The following is a 21,144-nucleotide window of genomic DNA, read 5'->3' on the forward strand; positions in this document are numbered from 1 at the left end:
TGGAAAGAAACCGATTGGTCGGGAAAACAGCTGTTAAATAAAAACTATAGTTTTGTTATTGAAAACCAAGGTTTTTCTTTCAATATGATATTTCACTCCTTTGGCTAAAACAATTTTTTCCAGGTCTCTTCCTTTTAAAATAAGGTCTTTAATTGAATGGCTATGTGAAATGCGGGTGATATCCTGTTCAATTATAGGGCCAGCGTCTAGCTCTTCAGTTACGTAATGACTGGTAGCTCCAATTATTTTTACACCTCGTTTGTAAGCCAGGTGATATGGTTTAGCTCCGGCAAATGCAGGCAGGAAGGAGTGGTGAATATTAATGATTCGATTGGGAAAACATGCTATTAAAGATTTTGGTATTATCTGCATATACCTGGCCAGGACAATAAAATCTACTTTTTCTTTTTGAAGCAATTCCAGCTGGATTTCAGCAGCTTTTTCTTTTGTCTGGGCAGTTACGGGAATATGATGAAACGGAATTCCAAAATTTTGTGCTACCTGCTCAAGGTCTTTATGATTGCTAATAATTAATGGTATAAATACCTTTAGTTCGTTTGATTTATACCTGCTTAAAATATCATAAAGGCAATGGTCGTATTTAGAAACAAAAACGGCCATTCTGGGTAGTGTATTGTCTGAATACATTTCCCAGGCCATATTATATTTTTCAGCAACAGTTTCCTTAAATTCTTCTTTGGTGGCGCTAATATTGGTTTCCGCATTAAACTCACATTCCAGACGCATAAAGAAAACAGTATTTTCTACATCTACATATTGATCTATATAAATAATATTGCCCTGCTTTTTATAAAAAAAGGAGGTAACGTGAGCAATAATTCCTGAAGTGTCAGGGCAATGGATAAGAAGCGTAATTTTTGACATAGCAGGATTTTAAAAGATAAAATTAAACAATTTGGGCTGTTTCATTAGGCCTGATTTTAGAATTATATTAATATCACGGAAGGGTCCTGAGAATTACAATTTACGTAAATTGCAGTACCAAAAACACGATATCATTACAAATGGAACAACAAAAACCATATACGCCTAAAAATAAAATAAGAATCGTTACCGCAGCTTCGCTTTTTGATGGACATGATGCAGCAATAAATATAATGCGCCGAATCATCCAATCTACGGGAGTTGAGGTAATTCACCTTGGTCACGACCGCAGTGTAGACGAGGTTGTGAATTGCGCCATCCAGGAAGATGCGCAGGCTATCGCAATGACTTCCTATCAGGGAGGTCACACCGAATATTTTAAATATATGCACGATTTGCTTGAGGAGAAGAACGCCGGTCATATCGCTATTTTTGGCGGTGGTGGCGGAGTAATTCTTCCTGAAGAAATTAAGGAATTGATGGATTACGGGATAACCCGAATTTACTCGCCAGACGATGGCCGTGAAATGGGACTCCAGGGAATGATCAATGATATGGTAAAGCGGGTAGATACTGAAACTCGCGATTTGGTTGAAGAGAAATCTGTTGCTGAAGATCTAAAAAATAAGAATGTAAATACTATTTCAAGGCTAATTTCCCTGGCTGAAAATAAACACGATTCTTTTCTGAAGCATTTTGAACCTTTAAGAGAAGACACAGATAAAAGCGAAATTCCAGTTCTTGGAATTACCGGAACCGGTGGTTCAGGGAAATCCAGTTTGGTAGACGAATTGGTACGCCGATTTTTAGGTGATTTTCCTGAGAAAAATATCGGGATTATTTCTGTAGATCCTTCTAAAAGGAAGACCGGCGGCGCTTTGCTGGGAGATAGAATTAGGATGAATGCCATAAACAACAAGCACGTTTATATGCGTTCGCTGGCTACCCGCCAATCTAACCTTGCACTTTCTAAACACGTGGCTGAAGCCGTTGAAGTTTTAAAAGCTGCTGAATTCGACTTAATTATTCTCGAAACTTCCGGAATTGGGCAGAGTGATACCGAAATTATGGATCATTCTGACGTTGCTCTATACGTGATGACCCCGGAATTTGGTGCAGCTACGCAGTTAGAGAAAATTGATATGCTTGATTTTGCCGATTTAGTGGCGATCAATAAATTTGATAAACGTGGTGCACAGGATGCTTTGCGTGATGTGAAAAAGCAATATCAGCGAAACCACCAATTATGGCATGAAGACGCTGAGAAACTTCCGGTTTTTGGAACCATCGCCTCTCAGTTTAACGATCCGGGGATGAACACCCTATATCGTCAAATTATGGATAAGATTGCTGAAAAAACTAAAGCCGATCTGAATTCTACTTTTGAGATTTCAGCAGAAATGAGTGAAAAGATCTTCGTAATTCCACCGAAACGCACACGTTATCTTTCAGAAATTGCTGAAAATAACAGAAGCTACGACGAGAAAGCTGCAAACCAGGCTGAAGTAGCTCAAAAACTATATGGAGTTTTCAAAACTATCGAGTCGGTTTCTGGTTTGGAAATGACAAATAATCAATCTCAATATTTAGAAAAACACGGCATTAACCAGGAAGAAATAAATGAGTTTGCCGAAGATTCCCAAAAAGATTTTCTAAAGCTTCTTTTTGCTGAATTTGATCGTGTAAAAATGGACCTCGATCCTTATAACTGGGAAGTGATCCAGAGCTGGCAGGAGAAGGTAAATAAATATGTAGAGCCTGTTTATTCCTTTAAAGTTCGTGATAAAGAGATTAAAATAGATACACATACCGAGTCGCTTTCACATACACAAATTCCAAAAGTTTCACTTCCGAAATATAAAGCCTGGGGCGATATTTTAAAATGGTGCCTTCAGGAAAATGTTCCGGGAGAATTTCCATATACCGCAGGTCTTTATCCGTTTAAGAGACAAGGCGAAGATCCTACAAGAATGTTTGCCGGTGAAGGTGGGCCAGAGCGTACCAACCGCCGATTTCATTATGTGAGTATGGGCTTACCCGCAAAAAGGCTTTCTACCGCTTTTGATTCGGTAACGCTTTACGGAAACGATCCAGATGAACGTCCCGATATTTATGGAAAAATTGGAAATTCCGGGGTTTCTATTTGCTGTTTGGATGATGCTAAAAAACTCTATTCAGGCTTTGATCTGGCAGATGCCAGGACATCGGTAAGTATGACTATAAATGGACCGGCGCCAATGTTGCTTGGTTTTTTTATGAATGCGGCTATAGATCAGCAATGTGAGAAATACATTAAAGAAAACGGGCTGGAGGATAAAGTTGAGGCGAAATATAAAGAACTCTATGATGATGGTGATTTAGACCGTCCCGTTTATCGTGGAGAATTGCCCGAAGGAAACAACGGACTTGGTTTAATGCTTTTAGGACTAACCGGAGACCAGGTTCTACCGGCAGAGGTTTATGAAGAAATTAAAGAAAAAACTATTAGCGTGGTTCGTGGAACTGTTCAGGCTGATATTTTGAAAGAAGACCAGGCACAAAATACCTGTATCTTTTCTACGGAATTCGCTTTGCGCTTAATGGGTGATGTTCAGGAACATTTTATTAAAGAAAAAGTAAGGAATTTTTATTCGGTTTCAATTTCCGGATATCATATTGCTGAAGCGGGTGCAAATCCAATTACACAGTTAGCATTTACCCTGGCCAATGGTTTCACTTACGTGGAATATTACTTAAGCAGGGGAATGGATATCAATAAATTTGGCCCCAACCTTTCGTTCTTCTTTTCTAACGGAATAGATCCGGAATATGCAGTAATAGGAAGAGTAGCACGTAAAATTTGGTCAAAAGCACTGAAGCATAAATACGGTGCAAACCCAAGGGCGCAAATGTTGAAATACCATATTCAAACCTCAGGTAGATCACTACACGCGCAGGAAATAGATTTTAACGATATTAGAACTACGCTTCAGGCACTTTACGCGATTTATGACAATTGTAATTCATTGCATACCAACGCGTATGATGAAGCGATCACCACGCCAACCGAAGCTTCGGTAAGAAGAGCAATGGCTATTCAGTTAATTATCAATAAAGAGCTGGGACTTGCGAAAAACGAGAATCCAATTCAGGGTTCTTTTATTATCGAAGAATTAACCGATCTTGTAGAAGAAGCCGTTTTAACCGAATTCGATAGAATAACCGAAAGAGGCGGAGTTCTTGGCGCGATGGAAACTATGTACCAACGTGGGAAAATCCAGGAGGAGAGCTTGCATTATGAAACTTTAAAGCATAATGGCGATTATCCAATTATTGGTGTAAATACGTTTTTAAGTTCTACCGGCTCACCAACGGTAACACCGGGAGAAGTAATTAGAGCTACGGAAGAAGAAAAACAGCATCAGCTTAAAACTTTGCGTACGCTTCACAAAGCCAAAGAAGATTCAGCTGAAGCAGCTTTAGAGAAAATTAAAGAGGCCTCTATTAAAAATGAGAATATTTTTAAAGAATTAATGGAAGCCACCAAAGTTTGTTCTTTGGGCCAAATAACCCAGGCGATGTTTGAGGTTGGCGGGCAATATAGAAGAAATATGTAAGCAGAGAGCCGCATTCTCAAAGCGAAAAGCTTTGAGAATGCGTGCGAATCGCTTATCCCGATAAGCGCAGCGATATCGGGATCTTTAAAACCGGAATGTTGTTAAAGCAGTTTATTAGAAAAAAAATGAAGTGATGAGCCTGGCGATCACGGCTTTAATATTACAGAGTTATTGATAAATCATCCCAATGGGCGAAAGCCTCATTGGGATTTTTAATTTAAGAATAATTTTATCTCAGGGTTTCAGTAATATCATTCCATGAACCGCCCCGGTTATTTCTTCAATTTTCTAAAAACGGAATATTTTAATTGCAAGGTTTGAAGGTGCTTTAAAATTTTCATCTTTTTTATTGGGCAGCGCTAAAATTCAGATTAGTTTTGCAGCTTCTAAAATTTAACCTGTAACTTCGTAAGTGCCAAAAATTTAAATCTATGGAAAATATCTGGTTATATGCCATAGGTGCGTTTACCGCATTCTTCGCGATTAATAATCCCGTGGGGAATATTCCTATATTTCTTAGCCTTACCAAACAGGCCGATGGAAAAAGAAAGCGTTTTATTTCTAAAAAAGCGACTTTCACGGCATTCGTAATTGTTACAGGATTTATTCTGTTGGGAAAATACATTTTTCAACTTTTTGGTCTCACAATTCCTGCCTTTAAAATTACCGGGGGAATCCTTGTGTTTTTTGTAGGTTTTGAAATGATTAGGGCGCAGCAATCTAGTATTGATAACCAAACCGAAATTGATTTTAACGAAGGAATCTCAATTTCTCCACTGGCAATTCCAATTCTTGCCGGGCCGGGAACTATTGTAACCGCCATGAACTATACTACCACCGCTAGTTATGTAGATATGGCGATTATTGTAGCAATGTTCGGATTAATTATGGTTTTAAACCACCTGGCATTTATTTCCAGTGATTACCTGGTGCGGTTTATTGGACAAAATAAGATTATTGTGATTGAAAAAATAATGGGACTAATAATAGCAATTATAGGAACCAATATGCTTATTGAAGGGATTAAAATCGCTTTCTTCTAAATTTGAAGCTTACACCTTTCTAATTTGTTGAATCCAGTCTGCAATCATCTTATCGAAAATATGAATTTCTTTCTTAAGTAAATTTAGAAATTCATGTTCTTTAGCTCCTGAAAATTCTAGATTTTTACAGAGTAATTGTAGACTTTTACTCGCTTTCCTAATATTTCTAATTCGTTCTAAACGGGAACCAGAACTTTTTGCTGTAGCCACTGAAGCTATACCGGGAGCAAGTTGAAGCGATTCAGAAACAAGGTCTCCTGCATATCGGTCTTTAGGGCAGGCTGAAAATCCCATTTCCACAACGTGCTTATCCTGGGTAAAATGCACCGCCATTGCCCTGGAAAGTTTAAAGATTTCCAGCGCTTTCCGGTAAACCGGCATGTGATATGTATTATTAGGGAAAGCCTGAGCCATTTTTATTTAATTTCAGCATAAAATTAATGAGAAATTAAATAGTCTATCTTTGTGTTTTAATTTCAATGAGATGTTTTACCTTTAAATTTAAGGTATTTATATTTAAAAACTTTAATATGCAAGTAGATGAGCTTAACTGGGCAATCTTAACACGATTGCAGGAAAATGCCAGATATTCTTTTGCCGAAATTGGTAGGGAAGTAGGTTTAAGCTCCCCGGCCGTGGCAGAAAGGGTGAAAAAAATGGAAGATGCCGGGATTATAAAAGGCTATAAAACCCAAATTTCCTATCATAGGACAGGTTACCAGTTAAAAGCAATTATTACGCTTAGGGCTTTTATGGGAAGATTAAAACCATTTTTAGAAAAAGTAAAAGAATTTAAAGAAGTTAATAATTGTTATCGCATTACCGGTAATGAAAATATAATTATGGAAGTTGTTCTTCGGGATCAGGTTCATTTGGAAGAATTTATTGATAAACTTATTACTTATGGAGAAACCAAAACCCATATTGTACTTTCCCAGGTAGTAGATTTTGCAGCTATAAATAAGAGTAAAATAAAATGATTCTAATGTTTTTTAATACTTTCCTTTCTTTACATTTTAAACTCGCTTATTTTTAATAATTAAAATTCAGAAATTCGTTAAATCCTTTTGCTTTTTCACCTGTTTTTAACGAAATTCTTAATTCAAATTTTGTTTTAGTTAAAGTATAGCAAATTGTAATTTTGTTAATACCATGACGACTATACTATAGCTATTTTTACAAAAAAGAAATTACATTATGAGAAAGTATAGTACATTATATCTAATCGTAGCGGCATTAACCGGTGCGATAGGATTTTCCGGATTAAATTTTGCCGGTATTGAAGTAGTGAGGGTGTTGTTTTTAATCTTTGCAGACTTATTAGTAGTCTCTTTAGTTGCGCGTTTGTTTTTTAGAAAAGACCAAATGAGATTACAACGAATAAAAAAATAGAATCTATCTCACCTATATAATTATTTAGCCTTCATCTATGATGAGGGCTTTTTTATGCACGATCTTTGATATCTATGCTTATATTTATATTAATTATTTAAGATTATGATGAAAAGGATACCAATTTTAATATTGCTTTTTACTTTTATTTTTCAATTTGGCAATGCGCAAGAAATAGAACTTCCTCTTGGTAAAATTGTAGATTCTATACCAACTGCCGATACCACGGCGAGTAGTTTTGCAATTTATCTGCCACAAAATTTTAATCAAAAGGAACAATGGCCGGTAATCTTTGTTTTTGATCACGAAGGCCGGGGAAGGGCAACCACCCAGCTTTTTAGAACAGTAGCCGAAGAACAGTCTTATATAATTGCCTCTTCTAATTTAAATTTAAAACAAGATTCTTTAAAAAATAACCTGGACAAAGTAGCTCCCTTTATTAACCAGGTAGACGGGATGCTGTCTATAGATCGCAAACAGGTTTACGTGGCGGGTCTTTCAGCCGGCGGCCAACTGGCTACGGCACTGCCTTTTCTTTACAATAACGTTTCAGGAGTATTGGCGGTAGAAAATGCCTGGATAAATACCGAATATTTAAATATCAATAATAAATTTATGTTTAGTGCGTTGGCTTGCGATAGTAATAATTCTATGTTCGTTTTAGAGGAAATTGAAAACTACCTGGACAGTAAAAACTTTCCAACGGAAATAAATTATTATACCTGTGAAGAAGATGTAGAGTGGCCAGATGTGGATGTGATTAGGAATGCGGTAGCCGGCTTTACCCTGAATGCGATGAAAGAAGGTAAAAGGACTAAAGATTTAAATTTAGTAAAATCACTTTTTGATGCTGAAGTAGAATATGCCGAAGTTTTAAGGCGTACCAGAAATTATTACCAGGCTTTCGAAAAACTGAAGCAAATAGAAGATAAGTATGAAGATTTTGATATAGACGTAGATTTGCGCGATCAAATAAGAAATATAAGAAGGAATAAAGCCTTTAAAGAGCAGAGAAGGGATTACCGAAATGTAGCAGCATCTGAAGAAGCTAAACAGGAAGAATATATTTATTATATGGAAACCGATGTGGTGACTTCAAATTTCGAAAATGTGGGCTGGTGGGCTGCCCAGGTAGAAGATTTAAAGAAAAACGAAGAAAAGTTTAGCGGACCTAAACAAAAAATGGCTAGCAGGCTGCAAGGTTTTCTAGATAATCTTAGCAAAAATTATTACGATGGGTATGTGAATTCCCAGGCCACACCGCGTTCTAAAGTGTTTGTTAGTGTACTTAGAACTATATTTGATAAGGAAGATCCTGAGGCTTATTTAAACATCATTAAAATTGCGGGTCACGATGGCGATCACGAAACCGCCCTTTTATATCTTGAAGATTTATTAAAAACCGGATTTGACGATATGGAAGCTTTATATGAGATTGAGGGTATTTTAGACCTTAAATTAAGTGAAGCTTATAACGACAAAATCAGGGAATACCTGGGAGAAGCAAAATATTATAAAGCTGAAGGTTAATTCAGGAAAAAACTGCTGATGCTCACGAGTGTTGAAACGTATAATTTAATAACTACGAAACCACCAACTCCGGCGGACGGTATTCAGACTTAAGGATACCGGAGGGTGATTCCAATTTGTTGATCTTTTACTACATAATCCTTTCTATGCTAATAATTGTAATTTATTTGTTGTTAATTTCCCACCTGATAATCATTCAGAAACAACTATTTCAACAGGTATCAAAAAATCAAATATTTGTTTTAAAAAGCATAAATCGCAGCTAGCACAAAAGATGAAAGATTATCGGTTCCTTCTAAATCTGAATTTAAAAACACCGGTGATGCTGTGTTAGATACTTTATCTAAACGTAATTCAGGTTTAAGGGTAAGGCTTCCAAGAGTATAACTTCCGGTAAGGGTGAAGTCCAATGCTTCGGCATCTGCACCATAAACCGGCCCACCGTCTTCTAATTCTTTAAAATATTCTGCTCTTAAACCAATAGCAAAATTCTCTGAAGTCTGGATTTGTGGATAAACAGCTGCACCATAAAATCCTTCTCCATCAGTAGTATTATAAGTGGTGTTTAATCCCAAATAAAAGGCATCGCTAAAATCCCATCCGGTAGTTAAATCTATTTGAAAAGTAGCTTCATCTGAGAGGGGCATTTGTTCCCCATAAATTAGGTTCAAAAAAGCACTGCCTTCCCCGGTTGAATAGCCAAGTTGACCTCCAAAAGAATATTTTCCATAAGGATTAAATTCTGTCCAATCAGTTGGATTCATTACAGCCAGCATTGCACTCCAATTATCATCAATGGTGAAATCAGCTCTTATTCCGGTGTGAGAAAATGGTCCGTAAGAAAACATATACGAAGTAGAATAATTGAAGTTGGCAGCCGGAGAGATTACCTCATAACCCAGAAATGTATTGAAATTTCCCATAGTTAAAGTAACTGCGTCTGAAACGTTCCAGTAAACATATAATTGGTTTACGATATTACTGGGTGCAGCAGAAGCAAACACCGCATCTTCTCCACGAGGTCCAAAAACCAAATCGGCTACAAATCCAACTTTCTCTCCTTCATATCCTAAAATTACATTGGCCATCCCAATGGCAAAACCGGGATCGTTTGCAAAAGAAGAAGCGGGTGCCTGTGGACCTGCAATTGGTTCACCCGCATCATTATATTCGTACTTATTTAATCCATTAAAATTGGTTCTAAAATAGCTGTCTACAGAACCGCTTATACTAAATTTTGACATAAAGCTTTCAACCTCAGTTGTTTCAGTTTCCTGAGCCTGAAGGCCAGAACCTAGTCCGAAGAATACGCCTAAAAGGAATATTTTTTGGATATTTGTAATAGTAAATTTTTTCATAATTAATAGTCTTGTTTAATGAGTGAAATGTGTTGAGCAAAGCTTTATGAGAGGTTTACTTTATAGGGAGCGCTCCGCCAAGCGCTCCTTTTTTTTGAAAAATTATCTTTCCTGTACTGTTCCAAATTCGGCATAAGCATCCATCCCGTGCTCGTGAGCATCCAGGCCTTCAGTTTCTTCTTTTTCTTCCATCCTTAAGCCCATTGTGGCTTTAATAATTGAAAGAATCCCGAAAGCTGTAATGCAGCAGAAAGCACCAATTATTCCTACGCCTGCCAGTTGTATAAGTAGTTGATTAAAACCGGCCATACTTCCAAAAATTCCTACCGCCAGAGTTCCCCAAATACCACAAGCCAGGTGAACAGCCACAGCACCAACAGGATCATCTAATTTAAGTTTTTCAACCAGTGCAACACCTAAGACAATAACTCCACCGGCAACAAGACCAATAAGTACGGCGTCTAATGGTGACATAAGGTCTGCTCCTGCAGTAATACCAACAAGCCCACCTAAAATTCCATTTAGGAACATGGTAAGATCGTAGTTCTTATAAGCAATTGTAGAAACCACGAAGGCAGAAATTCCACCGGCTGCCGCAGCAAGACAAGTTGTTACAAGGGTAATAGAAGTTAAAGAAGGATCGGCTGAAAGTACTGAACCACCATTAAAACCAAACCAGCCTAACCAAAGAATAAATACTCCTGCAGTAGCTAAAGGAATATTATGGCCAGGGATGGCGTGAGATTGGCCATCTTTACCAAATTTCCCTAAACGCGCACCCAGTAAATAAATAGCTATTAAAGCTGCCCATCCTCCTACAGAATGAACCAGGGTAGAACCGGCAAAATCGTAAAAACCGAGTCCGTCTAAGAAACCGCCGCCCCATTTCCAGGAACCAACAATAGGGTAAACAATGGTAATATAGATCACAGAAAACAGCATAAAACTTCCCAGTTTAATTCGTTCTGCAACTGCACCAGAAACTATTGTAGCCGCAGTTGCAGCAAACATTCCCTGGAAGAGAAAATCTGTCCAGTAAGTGTAACCTTCGTTATAGGCTAAGTCTAAAGCACCATCTGCCACCGGCGCGCTTAACCCAAAAAGGTCGAAGAAATAATCTGGAATAAATCCGGCGATAAAAGAGCCTGGGTACATAAGATTAAAACCGATAATGGCATAAGTAAGTAGCCCGGCACAAATTATAAATACGTTTTTAAAAAGGATATTAATGGCATTTTTTTGCCTTGTAAGTCCAACTTCAAGCAGTGAAAAGCCCAGGTGCATAAAAAATACCAGCGCGGTACACACCATCATCCAAACATTATTAGTAGTAAGTAATTCCATAAAAGTTATTTTTATAATGAGTTGATTAGTTTAAGAAAGGGAATCGGTGCCTTTCTCTTTTGTTCTTATGCGATAGGCTTCTTCTACGGGAGACACAAATATTTTCCCATCTCCTACAGAGCCTGTATGCGCAGCTTTTAGAATTGTTTCTACAGTACTATGAACATTTTCATCTGATACTACCAGTGAAATTTTTCGTCTCTGAATATCGCTAGTGCTGTAAGATACTCCCCGATAAACGTGACCTTGTTTTTCATTACCTACCCCGGTAACATCCCAATAACTAAAAAAATTGACTTCGGTTTCATGAAGTGCTTTCTTAACTTCATCAAACGTAGATTTTCTAATAATGGCTTCTATTTTTTTCATAAAAACTTGATTTTGATGATGTAAATGTATAAAAATATCATAACACCTATTAAAAAATAGGGGTCTATGCTAAATTAATGTGAAATAAATAAAAACAACCCCTAAAAAATTAGGGGTTAATTTAAATTACATATGTGTTTTGATTTGTTTCTAATTTTTTGACCAGGGCCTAGGTCAATTTTGAGAGGAAAAGACCTAAAAAGACAGCCAAAATTCCTAGAATTATGCTTCCGAAGGTGTAAAAGAAGAAATTTAGATAATCTCCGGAACGTAAAAGTGCCTGATTTTCAAAAGCGAAACTTGAAAAGGTAGTAAAGCCGCCACAAAAACCCACGGCAAGAAATAAAACAATATTAGACGAGAAAAAATCAGATTTAGCAGCGATTCCCAGGATTAATCCCAAAAGTAAACTTCCCAGGATATTTACCGTAAAAGTGCCAAAAGGAATAAATGCAGTTTCAAAATTCAAACTTTTACTGATGAGGTAGCGCAACGCACTGCCAAGTCCGCCACCTAAGAAAATCAGTAATAGTTGTTTAAGCATACTTGTTTATTTAACCGGAATATATAAGTGTGTAATCCATTTAGCAGGATTTGCCACGTTCTCTGGCGATGTTAAATGCACTTCAAAATTCTTTGTGTCTTCTGCCATTTCAAGATCGTTTGCTTCAATATAATTATATGCATTATCCCAGGCTTCCTTTAAATTCTTATAATCTCCTTTTAGGGTAGTTTTTAAAACTTTCTGGTTTGGTAAAAATCCGGTTAAAATTTCGCTTGCAGCCGGAGTAATTACTTCGCTGGGAGTGAAAATTCCTGCGGAAAAAATTACGTTTCCAGAATTTTCATTCCATTCGTTATAAAGAACAAACGGATTGCCGCTTTTTTCTATTCCGTTTTCATCCATATAAGTAGAAACTTCAGAAAACATAGACGCCATTTTTTCATCTACCTGGCTAATTTTGCTGGCAGTGGTGGTGTACATATAGTAACCGCCCCCGTGCTGAATAACTCCGTCTACATTAATAGTGTATTTATCCATCTTATTTAGCACTACACTTTCCATATTATTTAGCCCGGTCTGGAATTTTGGCCGCATCATTTCAGTAATAGATTTATCCTGGAAAGTAAAGGCCAGTTTCTCCATAAAACTTTGTTTGCCTTTCATTCCCCAGGTAACTTGAGTGCCGTTTTCTATCTCGTTGAATTCCCAGTAAACATCACTGATAGATTCGCCAAATGGAGTTTTAAAAATTATTTCCTGCTCAATTTCTGAATAAGGTTTTGCTGAAATAGTCTTAATTTCCCCATCGCCCGCGTTTTCACTTTTCCAGGAATAAGAAGCGCTATCGCCGCTGGTTTTTGCGCCGTATTCAATAATCATATCATCTGCTTCAGCCGACCAGGGTTCCCAGTTCTCCCAATTTTTAAATTCATTTACTTCCTGGAAAACCATTTCTACCGGTGCTGTAATTACCCTGGTTTCTTCAACCTGGTAATCACCATCTTTTGTAGCGATATAAATAGAACCTGCAATTATTACAATAAGCAGTAGGAAGAATAGATATTTTAAAATTTTCATATTGTTGGGTTTATAAGCGAAGATACTTAATTTAACATAATTAGTAATTCACTTTATAAGAAGTAAACTACGGATTTAAGAAGCCCTTTAAAATAAATAGAAGTCCTATAAAAGCAAGAAATGCTACAAGCACCCATAAACTTCCTTTATACTGCTTTCTATGTAATACGGTGTCTTTTTTATAACTAAATGCAATTATTATTATAAAAACAAACACAAATAAACCCGCGAAAATGAGTTGGCCGGTGCTAAACATTTTATTTAATTTTATGCAAAGTTAAGGTTTTAGGCTTAACCTCTAATCGATTTTAAATTATAAACAGATGAAAAAGACACTTGCTGGGGTAAAGGAATTTCATAAAACTTTTAGGCTGGGAATTGCAGAAAATCCGCAGGCATCATTGGGAGCCACAAAGAATCGTTTGCGCTATGAATTAATGAAGGAAGAGAACGAAGAATATCTTGAAGCTGCAAGTAAGGGTGATTTAACCGAAGTTGCCGATGCTCTTGGCGATATGCTGTATGTTTTATGCGGAACCATTATTGAGCACGGCCTAGAACATAAAATTGAAGCCATTTTTAATGAAATTCAGCGTAGTAATATGAGTAAACTTGGTGAAGATGGAAATCCACTTTATAATGAAAAAGGCAAAGTTATTAAAGGTTCTAACTATTGTAAACCCAATATAGTGAAAGTGCTAAAAGGTTGAATTTATAAATTAAAACTGTTGACTAATTTAAAAATAAAATAGTATGAAAATTTCGTTACTCTCTATGTTGCTGGTACTTGCAGCTTTTGGTTGTAAAAATAATCCCGGGAGTGCTGAAACTTCTAAAGACCAAGAAGAACAGAATACTAAAAAAATCAATAATGAAGTTCAAAAATATGTTGATAGTACCTGGAATTTTGCCCTGGAATATCCTTCAAATTTTGAAGTTTTAGAAGACGAATTACCGGCAAACAGCTCTGTAGTAAATGTTTATTCAAAAAAAGTTGATATTAGTAAACCGCTCGCTATTCACGAAGAACCCGAAATAGCGTATATCGCATTATTACCTAAAGGTTTTGGCGTAGATGGGCCTTCAGGTAAACAAAAATCTTTTAATAATTGGGAATCGGTCCTGGATTTATCTTTTAACTTTAATAAAAACGATTCGCGGGTTTACCTTTTAGAAAACGGTGAGGCCTGGGCTTATTATTTAAAGTTTTACCAGTCTCCGGAAAAGTGGGATGAATACGGAGGTATTTTTGTGCATTATCAAATTGAAAATTTTAATGCTACCTGCATTTCAACCGGGGGAGAATCAAAGCCTATGCAAGAATGCGATCCAATGGGTGAAGATGAAGTGAGGTTTTCAGGAGAAATTAATGAAAAAAGTAAGATGCAACTGGATAAAATAATGAGCTCTCTTTATTTTTTTAGGAAGAATGCTGAAGAGCGTAAAGAACTTTCAGATCTTATAAAAGTTGAAAAACCTGCGGTAAATACGCTTATTAATTCTCCCATACAAATTTCTGGTGAAGCACGCGGAACCTGGTTTTTTGAAGCCGAAGCGCCTGTTAGATTAGTTGATAAAAATTATATTACCCTGGCAGAAACTTCTATAAAAGCGAAAGGTGAATGGATGACCAACGATTTTGTGCCGTTCTCTACCGAACTGTCTTTTGGCAATTTTCCTGAAGATAAAAAAGGCTATTTAATTTTTGAAAAATCAAATGCTTCAGGAAAACCTGAATTAGATAGAAAATTTACGCTGCCGGTACGTTTCCCATCGGAATAATTTAATCAGGAATAGTTCAAAATTAGAATCTGAAACAACTTCAGGTTAAAGCAAATTAAACCTCACAGTTTTTAAATCTGTGAGGTTTAATTTATATAAATCAGGAAAAATTACTTCACCTGGTATCTCCAACCGTGCTTGTCTTCAGCCTGGTTGTATTGAATTTTCATTAGGCGGTCTTTAAAAGATTTTCCGTAGGAATCTTCCATTTTTGGTAGTTCAAATTTTTCGTCTTTATATCCAAAACCGGCAATCGGGTTAATAACTGTCGCGGTCCCTGAACCAAAGATCTCTTTTAGCTCACCTTTCCTTGCGGCTTCAACGATTTCTGAAACTGGAACTCTTCTAATTTCAACCTCAATATTCATATCTTTTGCGAGATCTATCACGCATTTTCTTGTAACTCCATCTAAAATTCTATCGCTGGTAGGAGCAGTAATAAGTTTATCTCCAATTCTAAAGAAAATATTCATTGTTCCAGCTTCCTCAAGGTAATCATGCGTATTAGCATCGGTCCAAATTATTTGCTGAAACCCGGCTTCTTTAGCAAGATTGGTAGGGTAAAACTGCGCGGCATAATTCCCGGCAGCTTTGGCAGCTCCAACACCACCATCGGCAGCACGGCTGTATTTTTCTGAAAACTGAACTCTTACTTCGCCGCTATAATAAGCCTGGGCGGGAGAACAAATAATCATAAATTTATATTTCGTTGCAGGATTGGCAGAAACGCATTCCTCGGTAGCAATTACAAACGGACGAATGTACAGCGAGTTCCCAAAACCTTTCTTTATCCAATCCTTATCCAATTTCAATAATTCTTCCAATCCTTGGAAGAAATAATCTTTTGGAAATTCAGGAATTGCCAATCTGGCGCTGGATTTATTTATTCTTTTATAATTTTCTTCAGGTCTAAAAAGCCAAATTTGGTCTTCATCATCTTTGTAGGCTTTCATTCCTTCAAAAACTGCTTGCCCATAATGAAATACTTTAGCCGATGGATCTAGTTGAATTGGCCCATAAGGTGTAATTTTAGGGGTTTGCCACTGGCCATTTTCATAATCACATACAAACATATGATCGGTGAAAATTTCGCCAAAAACCAGGTTTTCAAAATTTACCTCTTCAATCTTAGATTTTTGGACTTTATTAATTTCAAGCTGGTTAGTATCGTATTTCATTATCATTAATTTAGTTAACAAATTTACCTAAATTAAAACAGAATCAAAATCTAAAGTTTTGGTAAATTTGTTTACTTGCAAGGTTTTAACTAAAAATAGGAAAATGAAAAAATTCGCTGCTATATTGGCTTTATCCTTAATATTTATAGGCTGTAAAAATGAAAAATCTAATAAAGAGACAGAAATTGTAGCTGAAAACAATACCACTTCTTATAATTCTTTTGGAGCCGAAATAAGTTCAAAAAGTGCTATTTCTTCCAGCGAAGCTCTTAATAAATTCAATTCCCTGAAACCCGGTGATACTTTAGATTTAAAATTTAAATCAAAAATCAATAATGTTTGTAAAAAGAGAGGTTGCTGGATGATTTTAGAACTTCCTGAAGGGGAAGATGTAAGAGTGACTTTTAAAGATTATGGATTTTTTGTACCGAAAGACAGCGAAAATACCGATTTGATTGTAGAAGGAAAAGCTTTTATAAACCAAATGTCTATTGAAGATCAAAAACATTATGCCGAAGATGAAGGGAAATCTGAAGCAGAAATAGCAGCAATTACTTCCCCTGAGGTTTCCAGGGCGTTTATTGCGAACGGCGTACTTTTAAAGGAATAATGTGGAAAGAAAAATTATAAAGACCGGCGATGGCTCGGTTACTATTCATTTAAGCGAATGGGATGAGCAATACCACTCTAAACACGGTGCAATACAGGAAGCCCGGCACGTTTTTATAAAAATGGGCCTGGAATACTGGGTTGAACTAAATAAGAAAAAAAATCCCGCTATTTTGGAAATTGGTTTTGGTACCGGCCTAAATGCGTTTATTACTTTTTTGGAAGCTCAAAAGCTTCAATTAAAGATAGATTATACTGGGGTAGAAGCTTATCCCGTTTCAACTTCTGAAATAAAAGCACTGAATTATGCCGAAATGCTTTCCGCAGAAAATCAAATAGAAACTTTTCGAAGTATGCACGAAATTCCGTGGAATAAAAAAGTAGATATTTCAGAAAATTTTCAGCTTGAAAAACAACAGCAGCGCTTTGAAGAAATTGAAGATATTAATCAATATAATTTAGTGTTTTTTGATGCCTTTGGTGCCAGGGTTCAACCCGAACTATGGACTGAAGATATTTTTTCCAGAATGTTCGCTGCGATGAAAAATAACTCGGTTTTAGTTACTTATTCGGCAAAAGGAAGTGTAAGAAGGGCTATGCAAACTGCAGGTTTTATAGTTGAAAGGCTTCCCGGGCCTCCAGGTAAACGAGAAATGTTAAGAGCATTAAAAAAGTAGGCTATTTTGCTGTTAAATAGGTGATAAACTTTAGTTGAGGTTTATACTTGTTGCTATCTTGTAAAGAAAAATGCGAGTATTAATCACAGGAGCTACCGGTTTAATTGGATCTAAAATTAGTCGGTTGTGTCAGGAAAAAGGAATAAAAGTTCATTACCTCTCTACCAGTAAAGACAAGCTGGAAAACAAAACAGACTATAAAGGTTTTTATTGGAATCCTAACGAGAATGAAATAGACAGTAAGGCCATAGAAGGCGTAGATACTATAATAAATCTTGTTGGTGCCAGTATTGCAGAACGATGGACGCCAGAACAAAAGAAGAAAATTTTAAAGAGCCGTACCGAAACGGCAAATTTACTTTACACTTGTTTACAGGAAAATGGGCACGAGGTAAAAAACCTGCTTTCAGCCAGTGCCATAGGTATCTACCCAAGTTCCCTGGAGAAATTATATACTGAAGAAGACCAGGGGGTAGATGATTCTTTTGTAGGAGAAGTGGTGGTAAAATGGGAAGAAGCTGTAGATAATTTTAAAGACCTGGGCATTGAAGTAGCTAAAATTAGAATAGGACTTGTTCTTGCTAAAAACGGCGGAATGCTCCAAAAATTAAAAGAACCGGTAAACTTTAATGTAGGTTCTCCCTTGGGAAATGGGAAACAGTGGCAATCCTGGATTCATATAGACGATATTAGTGGGATATTTATGTTCGCTTTAGAAAAAGAGCTTACCGGCGTTTATAATGCTGTAGCACCAAATCCTGTTACTAATAAAGAACTGGTTAACGAAGTGGCTTCTCAAATGGGGAAACCAGTTTGGTTGCCTAATGTTCCTAAAGTAGCACTTAAATTAGTGCTGGGAGAAATGTCCCGCCTGGTTTTGTCCAGTCAATTGGTGAGTAGTGATAAAATAGAACAGGAAGGTTATAATTTTAAATATGTAAACCTCTCTAAAGCCCTGGAAGATTTAATTTAGGGTTACTGAAGTTTTTAAGCATTAAAAAAGGCTGCCAAATTTGGCAGCCTTTTTTTTGTATTCAAATTTTGAATCTTCTTAAGCTTTAGTAGCTTTAAGATTAACTTTTAAAGTAATATCGTCACTTACAAAGTTGTCTCCAAGTCCGTCAAAAACAGATTTAGAACCAAAATTCACATTCCAGTTTGTTCTATCTATAGTGAATTCTTCGCTGGTGATTTCAATACTATCATCAGATTGGTTAATGCTAACCGGGAAAGTAACGTTTTTAGTTTCCTCTTTTATTGTAAGGTTACCAGATAGCATTTTCTGGCCGTTTTCTTCAGTAATTTCAGTTACTTCAAAAGTAGCTTCCGGATATTTTGTAGCGTTAAAGAAATCTCCTTCTTTACCTTCTACAGTTCCCATTAAATGAGCTTCAAGATCTTTTTTATCGTCTCCTTCAAGATCGGTTACATTAATAGACTGCATATTAATCACGAAATTTCCGCTTTCAATAATGCTGTCATTAGCACTAAAAGTACCTTCAGCAAGTTTAATAGTACCAGTATGCTCACCTGTAGGTTTGCTACCTTTCCACTCAATAGTAGAAGCCGAAGTATCTACTGAAAACTCCATAGCTTCAGCTTGAGCAGTAGCTGCATCTTTAGCTTCAGAAGTTTCTGCTTTATTTTTATCGTTTTTACATCCTACAACCGCAGTTAAAAAAGCTGCAATTACAAAAGTGCTTAAAATTGATTTTCTCATTTGTGTTAAAATTTAGTTTTATTTTAGTCTGCAAAATTACATAAACTTCATACACCCTAATGCTAAATATTTACTAAATAATTTTAAGAATTATTGCGTAGTGACATTTTGACACCGAATCATTATTGGCAATGATTTTGACCCGTTGAGGCTGTATTAAAATGCATAAAAATGAGCAATAAGAAAGAAGATATAAGAGAAGAGCAACAGGACCAACCTGTTAAAGATCAAATTGAAGATGCTATAGATGAAGCTATAGACGAGGTAGAAGGTGAAAAGGAAAACGAGGATAACAATGACGACTCGCCTGAATTTACTGAGGAAGAAAAGCTAAAAGAAGATCTTCAAAAAGAAAAAGATAAATTTTTACGTCTTTTTGCAGAGTTTGAAAATTACAAAAGAAGAACTTCTAAAGAGCGTTTAGAGCTTTTTAAAACTGCCAACCAGGAAGTAATGACCGCCATGTTGCCAGTTTTAGACGATTTTGACAGAGCTTTAAAAGAAATTGGAAAATCTGGTGATAAAAATTTAGTACAGGGCGTAGAACTTATTCACAATAAATTTAAAGAAACGCTTAACAGTAAAGGGCTTGAGGCAATGAATGTGAAAGAAGGCGATGCCTTTGATTCCGAAATTCACGAAGCTATTACCCAAATACCAGCACCTAAAGATAAGCTTAAGGGCAAGATAGTTGATGTAGTAGAGCGAGGTTACAAATTAGGAGATCGTATTATTAGGTATCCAAAGGTTGTAACCGGCAAATAAAAGCTTTTTTAGAATTCGCAAAACGAGACCATGAAAGAAGATTATTACGACATATTAGGCATTAGTAAGAATGCTTCAACCGCCGAAATAAAGAAAGCATACCGAAAAATGGCCATTAAGTATCACCCAGATAAGAATCCGGGAGATGCTGAGGCTGAAGAAAAGTTTAAAAAATCGGCTGAAGCTTACGAAGTACTTAGCAACGAAGATAAACGAGCCCGTTACGACAGGTTTGGCCACCAGGCATTTGAAGGTGGCGGCGGAGGCGGAGGCTTCGGCGGAATGGATATGGACGATATATTCAGCCAGTTTGGAGACATCTTTGGAGGTGGCTTCAGTGGTGGCGGAGGCTTCTCTGGTTTTGGTGGCGGTTTTGGCGGTGGCCAAAGACGTGCTAAAGGAAGCAACCTTAGAATTAGGGTGAGTCTTACTTTAGAAGAAATTGCTAATGGTGCCGAGAAAAAGATTAAGGTAAAAAGAAAAGTCCAGGCTCCCGGTACAACTTATAAAACATGTACTACCTGTAAAGGTACAGGCCAGGTAACTCGTGTAACCAATACGATATTAGGAAGAATGCAAACTGCATCGCCTTGTACAGCTTGTAGCGGTTCTGGACAGATTATAGACCATAGACCGCCAGAGGCTGATGCGCACGGATTGGTACAAAAAGAAGAAACTGTTTCTATTAAAATCCCATCTGGGGTTGAAGATGGAATGCAGTTAAAAGTTGCCGGAAAAGGAAACGATGCTCCGGGTAATGGAGTTCCAGGAGATTTATTGGTAGCTATTGAAGAAAAAGAGCACCATAGCCTGCAACGTGAAGGAGATAACCTGCATTACGATTTGTACATTAGTTTGTCTGAAGCTGTTTTAGGTTCTTCAAGAGAAATAGATACTGTAACCGGTAAAGTGAGAATAAAGGTTGAAGAAGGCGTCCAATCTGGAAAAATTCTTAGACTTAGAGGAAAAGGAATTGGAAATCTTAACGGCTACGGCAAAGGGGATTTATTGGTCCATGTAAATGTTTGGACCCCGAAAAATTTAAATAAAGAACAACGCGATTTCTTTGAGAAAATGGCTGAAGACGAGAACTTCCAGCCGAATCCGGAGAAAAGTGATAAGTCATTCTTTGAAAAAGTTAAAGATATGTTTTCTTAGAACCCCGGTTTTAAGAAAAAATTTATATATTTGATTATCACTAAGTCTTTTAGTGATAATTTTTCTTTTTCATAGCAATTTTTTTCCCATCCTTAATTTATTAAGGGTGGGTTTTGTTTTTTAGAGCAATCTGGAAAGTTATAATTTCTTCTTAAT

21 protein-coding genes are annotated in these 21,144 nt (G+C 36.7%); 12 read left to right on the forward strand and 9 right to left on the reverse strand.

Annotated elements, in window-relative coordinates:
- Nucleotides 1-33: 33 nt before the first annotated feature.
- Entirely contained in the window at nt 34-885 is an 852-nt protein-coding gene (gene purU, locus B4F31_RS11965) for a formyltetrahydrofolate deformylase (protein WP_286761383.1), read from the reverse strand.
- Between the two features lie 140 nt (nt 886-1,025).
- Here purU and B4F31_RS11970 point away from each other — a divergent pair, with 140 nt between their 5' ends.
- Both B4F31_RS11970 and B4F31_RS11975 read left to right on the forward strand, forming a co-directional pair.
- Nucleotides 1,026-4,481, forward strand: coding sequence for a methylmalonyl-CoA mutase family protein (locus B4F31_RS11970; RefSeq protein WP_286761384.1), 3,456 nt, complete (start codon nt 1,026-1,028; stop codon nt 4,479-4,481).
- 431 nt (nt 4,482-4,912) lie between these two features.
- Entirely contained in the window at nt 4,913-5,524 is a 612-nt protein-coding gene (locus B4F31_RS11975; RefSeq protein WP_075326149.1) for a MarC family protein, read from the forward strand.
- Nucleotides 5,525-5,533: 9 nt separating this feature from the next.
- Here the strand turns inward: B4F31_RS11975 and B4F31_RS11980 are convergent, their stop codons facing one another.
- On the reverse strand, nt 5,534-5,938 hold the full coding sequence (locus tag B4F31_RS11980; RefSeq protein ID WP_075326150.1) for a hypothetical protein: 405 nt from the start codon (nt 5,936-5,938) through the stop codon (nt 5,534-5,536).
- A 116-nt stretch (nt 5,939-6,054) separates the two neighbouring features.
- Here B4F31_RS11980 and B4F31_RS11985 point away from each other — a divergent pair, with 116 nt between their 5' ends.
- From B4F31_RS11985 to B4F31_RS11995, 3 genes are all read left to right on the forward strand, one after another.
- Nucleotides 6,055-6,504 (forward strand): Lrp/AsnC family transcriptional regulator, encoded by a 450-nt coding sequence (locus B4F31_RS11985; RefSeq protein WP_075327935.1) that lies wholly within the window; start codon nt 6,055-6,057, stop codon nt 6,502-6,504.
- 217 nt (nt 6,505-6,721) lie between these two features.
- On the forward strand, nt 6,722-6,916 hold the full coding sequence (locus tag B4F31_RS11990; protein ID WP_075326151.1) for a DUF1328 domain-containing protein: 195 nt from the start codon (nt 6,722-6,724) through the stop codon (nt 6,914-6,916).
- A gap of 105 nt (nt 6,917-7,021) precedes the next feature.
- The gene (locus tag B4F31_RS11995) at nt 7,022-8,446 is read left to right on the forward strand and encodes a hypothetical protein (RefSeq protein WP_286761385.1); all 1,425 of its coding nucleotides are present in this window, start codon (nt 7,022-7,024) and stop codon (nt 8,444-8,446) included.
- A gap of 242 nt (nt 8,447-8,688) precedes the next feature.
- Here B4F31_RS11995 and B4F31_RS12000 read toward each other — a convergent pair whose 3' ends face one another.
- The 5 genes from B4F31_RS12000 to B4F31_RS12020 form a co-directional block, all read right to left on the reverse strand.
- Nucleotides 8,689-9,804: a porin gene (locus tag B4F31_RS12000; protein WP_093306420.1), complete on the reverse strand. Its 1,116-nt coding sequence runs from the start codon at nt 9,802-9,804 to the stop codon at nt 8,689-8,691.
- A gap of 102 nt (nt 9,805-9,906) precedes the next feature.
- The gene (locus B4F31_RS12005) at nt 9,907-11,148 is read right to left on the reverse strand and encodes an ammonium transporter (protein ID WP_075326154.1); all 1,242 of its coding nucleotides are present in this window, start codon (nt 11,146-11,148) and stop codon (nt 9,907-9,909) included.
- A gap of 30 nt (nt 11,149-11,178) precedes the next feature.
- Nucleotides 11,179-11,517 carry a P-II family nitrogen regulator gene (locus tag B4F31_RS12010; protein ID WP_075326155.1) on the reverse strand — a complete coding sequence of 113 codons (339 nt, stop codon included), beginning with the start codon at nt 11,515-11,517 and terminating at the stop codon, nt 11,179-11,181.
- A gap of 169 nt (nt 11,518-11,686) precedes the next feature.
- Nucleotides 11,687-12,061: a fluoride efflux transporter CrcB gene (crcB, locus tag B4F31_RS12015; RefSeq protein ID WP_208224863.1), complete on the reverse strand. Its 375-nt coding sequence runs from the start codon at nt 12,059-12,061 to the stop codon at nt 11,687-11,689.
- 6 nt (nt 12,062-12,067) lie between these two features.
- Nucleotides 12,068-13,099 carry an SRPBCC family protein gene (locus B4F31_RS12020; RefSeq protein ID WP_075326157.1) on the reverse strand — a complete coding sequence of 344 codons (1,032 nt, stop codon included), beginning with the start codon at nt 13,097-13,099 and terminating at the stop codon, nt 12,068-12,070.
- Nucleotides 13,100-13,422: 323 nt separating this feature from the next.
- Here B4F31_RS12020 and B4F31_RS12030 point away from each other — a divergent pair, with 323 nt between their 5' ends.
- Nucleotides 13,423-13,809 carry a nucleoside triphosphate pyrophosphohydrolase family protein gene (locus B4F31_RS12030; RefSeq protein WP_286761386.1) on the forward strand — a complete coding sequence of 129 codons (387 nt, stop codon included), beginning with the start codon at nt 13,423-13,425 and terminating at the stop codon, nt 13,807-13,809.
- A gap of 43 nt (nt 13,810-13,852) precedes the next feature.
- Nucleotides 13,853-14,881: a Gmad2 immunoglobulin-like domain-containing protein gene (locus tag B4F31_RS12035; RefSeq protein ID WP_286761387.1), complete on the forward strand. Its 1,029-nt coding sequence runs from the start codon at nt 13,853-13,855 to the stop codon at nt 14,879-14,881.
- A 110-nt stretch (nt 14,882-14,991) separates the two neighbouring features.
- Here B4F31_RS12035 and B4F31_RS12040 read toward each other — a convergent pair whose 3' ends face one another.
- Complete coding sequence (locus B4F31_RS12040; RefSeq protein ID WP_075326160.1) at nt 14,992-16,059, reverse strand: branched-chain amino acid aminotransferase; 1,068 nt, start codon at nt 16,057-16,059, stop codon at nt 14,992-14,994.
- Between the two features lie 103 nt (nt 16,060-16,162).
- Here B4F31_RS12040 and B4F31_RS12045 point away from each other — a divergent pair, with 103 nt between their 5' ends.
- From B4F31_RS12045 to B4F31_RS12055, 3 genes are all read left to right on the forward strand, one after another.
- Entirely contained in the window at nt 16,163-16,669 is a 507-nt protein-coding gene (locus B4F31_RS12045) for a DUF4920 domain-containing protein (protein WP_286761388.1), read from the forward strand.
- A gap of 1 nt (nt 16,670) precedes the next feature.
- A complete protein-coding gene (mnmD, locus tag B4F31_RS12050) occupies nt 16,671-17,345 on the forward strand; it encodes a tRNA (5-methylaminomethyl-2-thiouridine)(34)-methyltransferase MnmD (RefSeq protein ID WP_075326162.1) in 675 nt (224 codons plus the stop codon).
- A 70-nt stretch (nt 17,346-17,415) separates the two neighbouring features.
- The gene (locus B4F31_RS12055; protein ID WP_286761389.1) at nt 17,416-18,318 is read left to right on the forward strand and encodes a TIGR01777 family oxidoreductase; all 903 of its coding nucleotides are present in this window, start codon (nt 17,416-17,418) and stop codon (nt 18,316-18,318) included.
- A gap of 78 nt (nt 18,319-18,396) precedes the next feature.
- Here the strand turns inward: B4F31_RS12055 and B4F31_RS12060 are convergent, their stop codons facing one another.
- Nucleotides 18,397-19,065, reverse strand: a complete 669-nt coding sequence (locus B4F31_RS12060) for a YceI family protein (RefSeq protein ID WP_075326164.1) — start codon at nt 19,063-19,065, stop codon at nt 18,397-18,399.
- A 171-nt stretch (nt 19,066-19,236) separates the two neighbouring features.
- Here B4F31_RS12060 and B4F31_RS12065 point away from each other — a divergent pair, with 171 nt between their 5' ends.
- Nucleotides 19,237-19,830, forward strand: coding sequence for a nucleotide exchange factor GrpE (locus B4F31_RS12065; protein ID WP_075326165.1), 594 nt, complete (start codon nt 19,237-19,239; stop codon nt 19,828-19,830).
- Between the two features lie 30 nt (nt 19,831-19,860).
- Entirely contained in the window at nt 19,861-20,988 is a 1,128-nt protein-coding gene (dnaJ, locus tag B4F31_RS12070) for a molecular chaperone DnaJ (protein ID WP_075326166.1), read from the forward strand.
- The last annotated feature ends 156 nt before the right edge of the window (nt 20,989-21,144 follow it).

This window comes from Salegentibacter sp. UBA1130 (genome assembly GCF_002311535.1).
In the GTDB taxonomy this organism is placed as follows: Bacteria; Bacteroidota; Bacteroidia; order Flavobacteriales; family Flavobacteriaceae; genus Salegentibacter; species Salegentibacter agarivorans.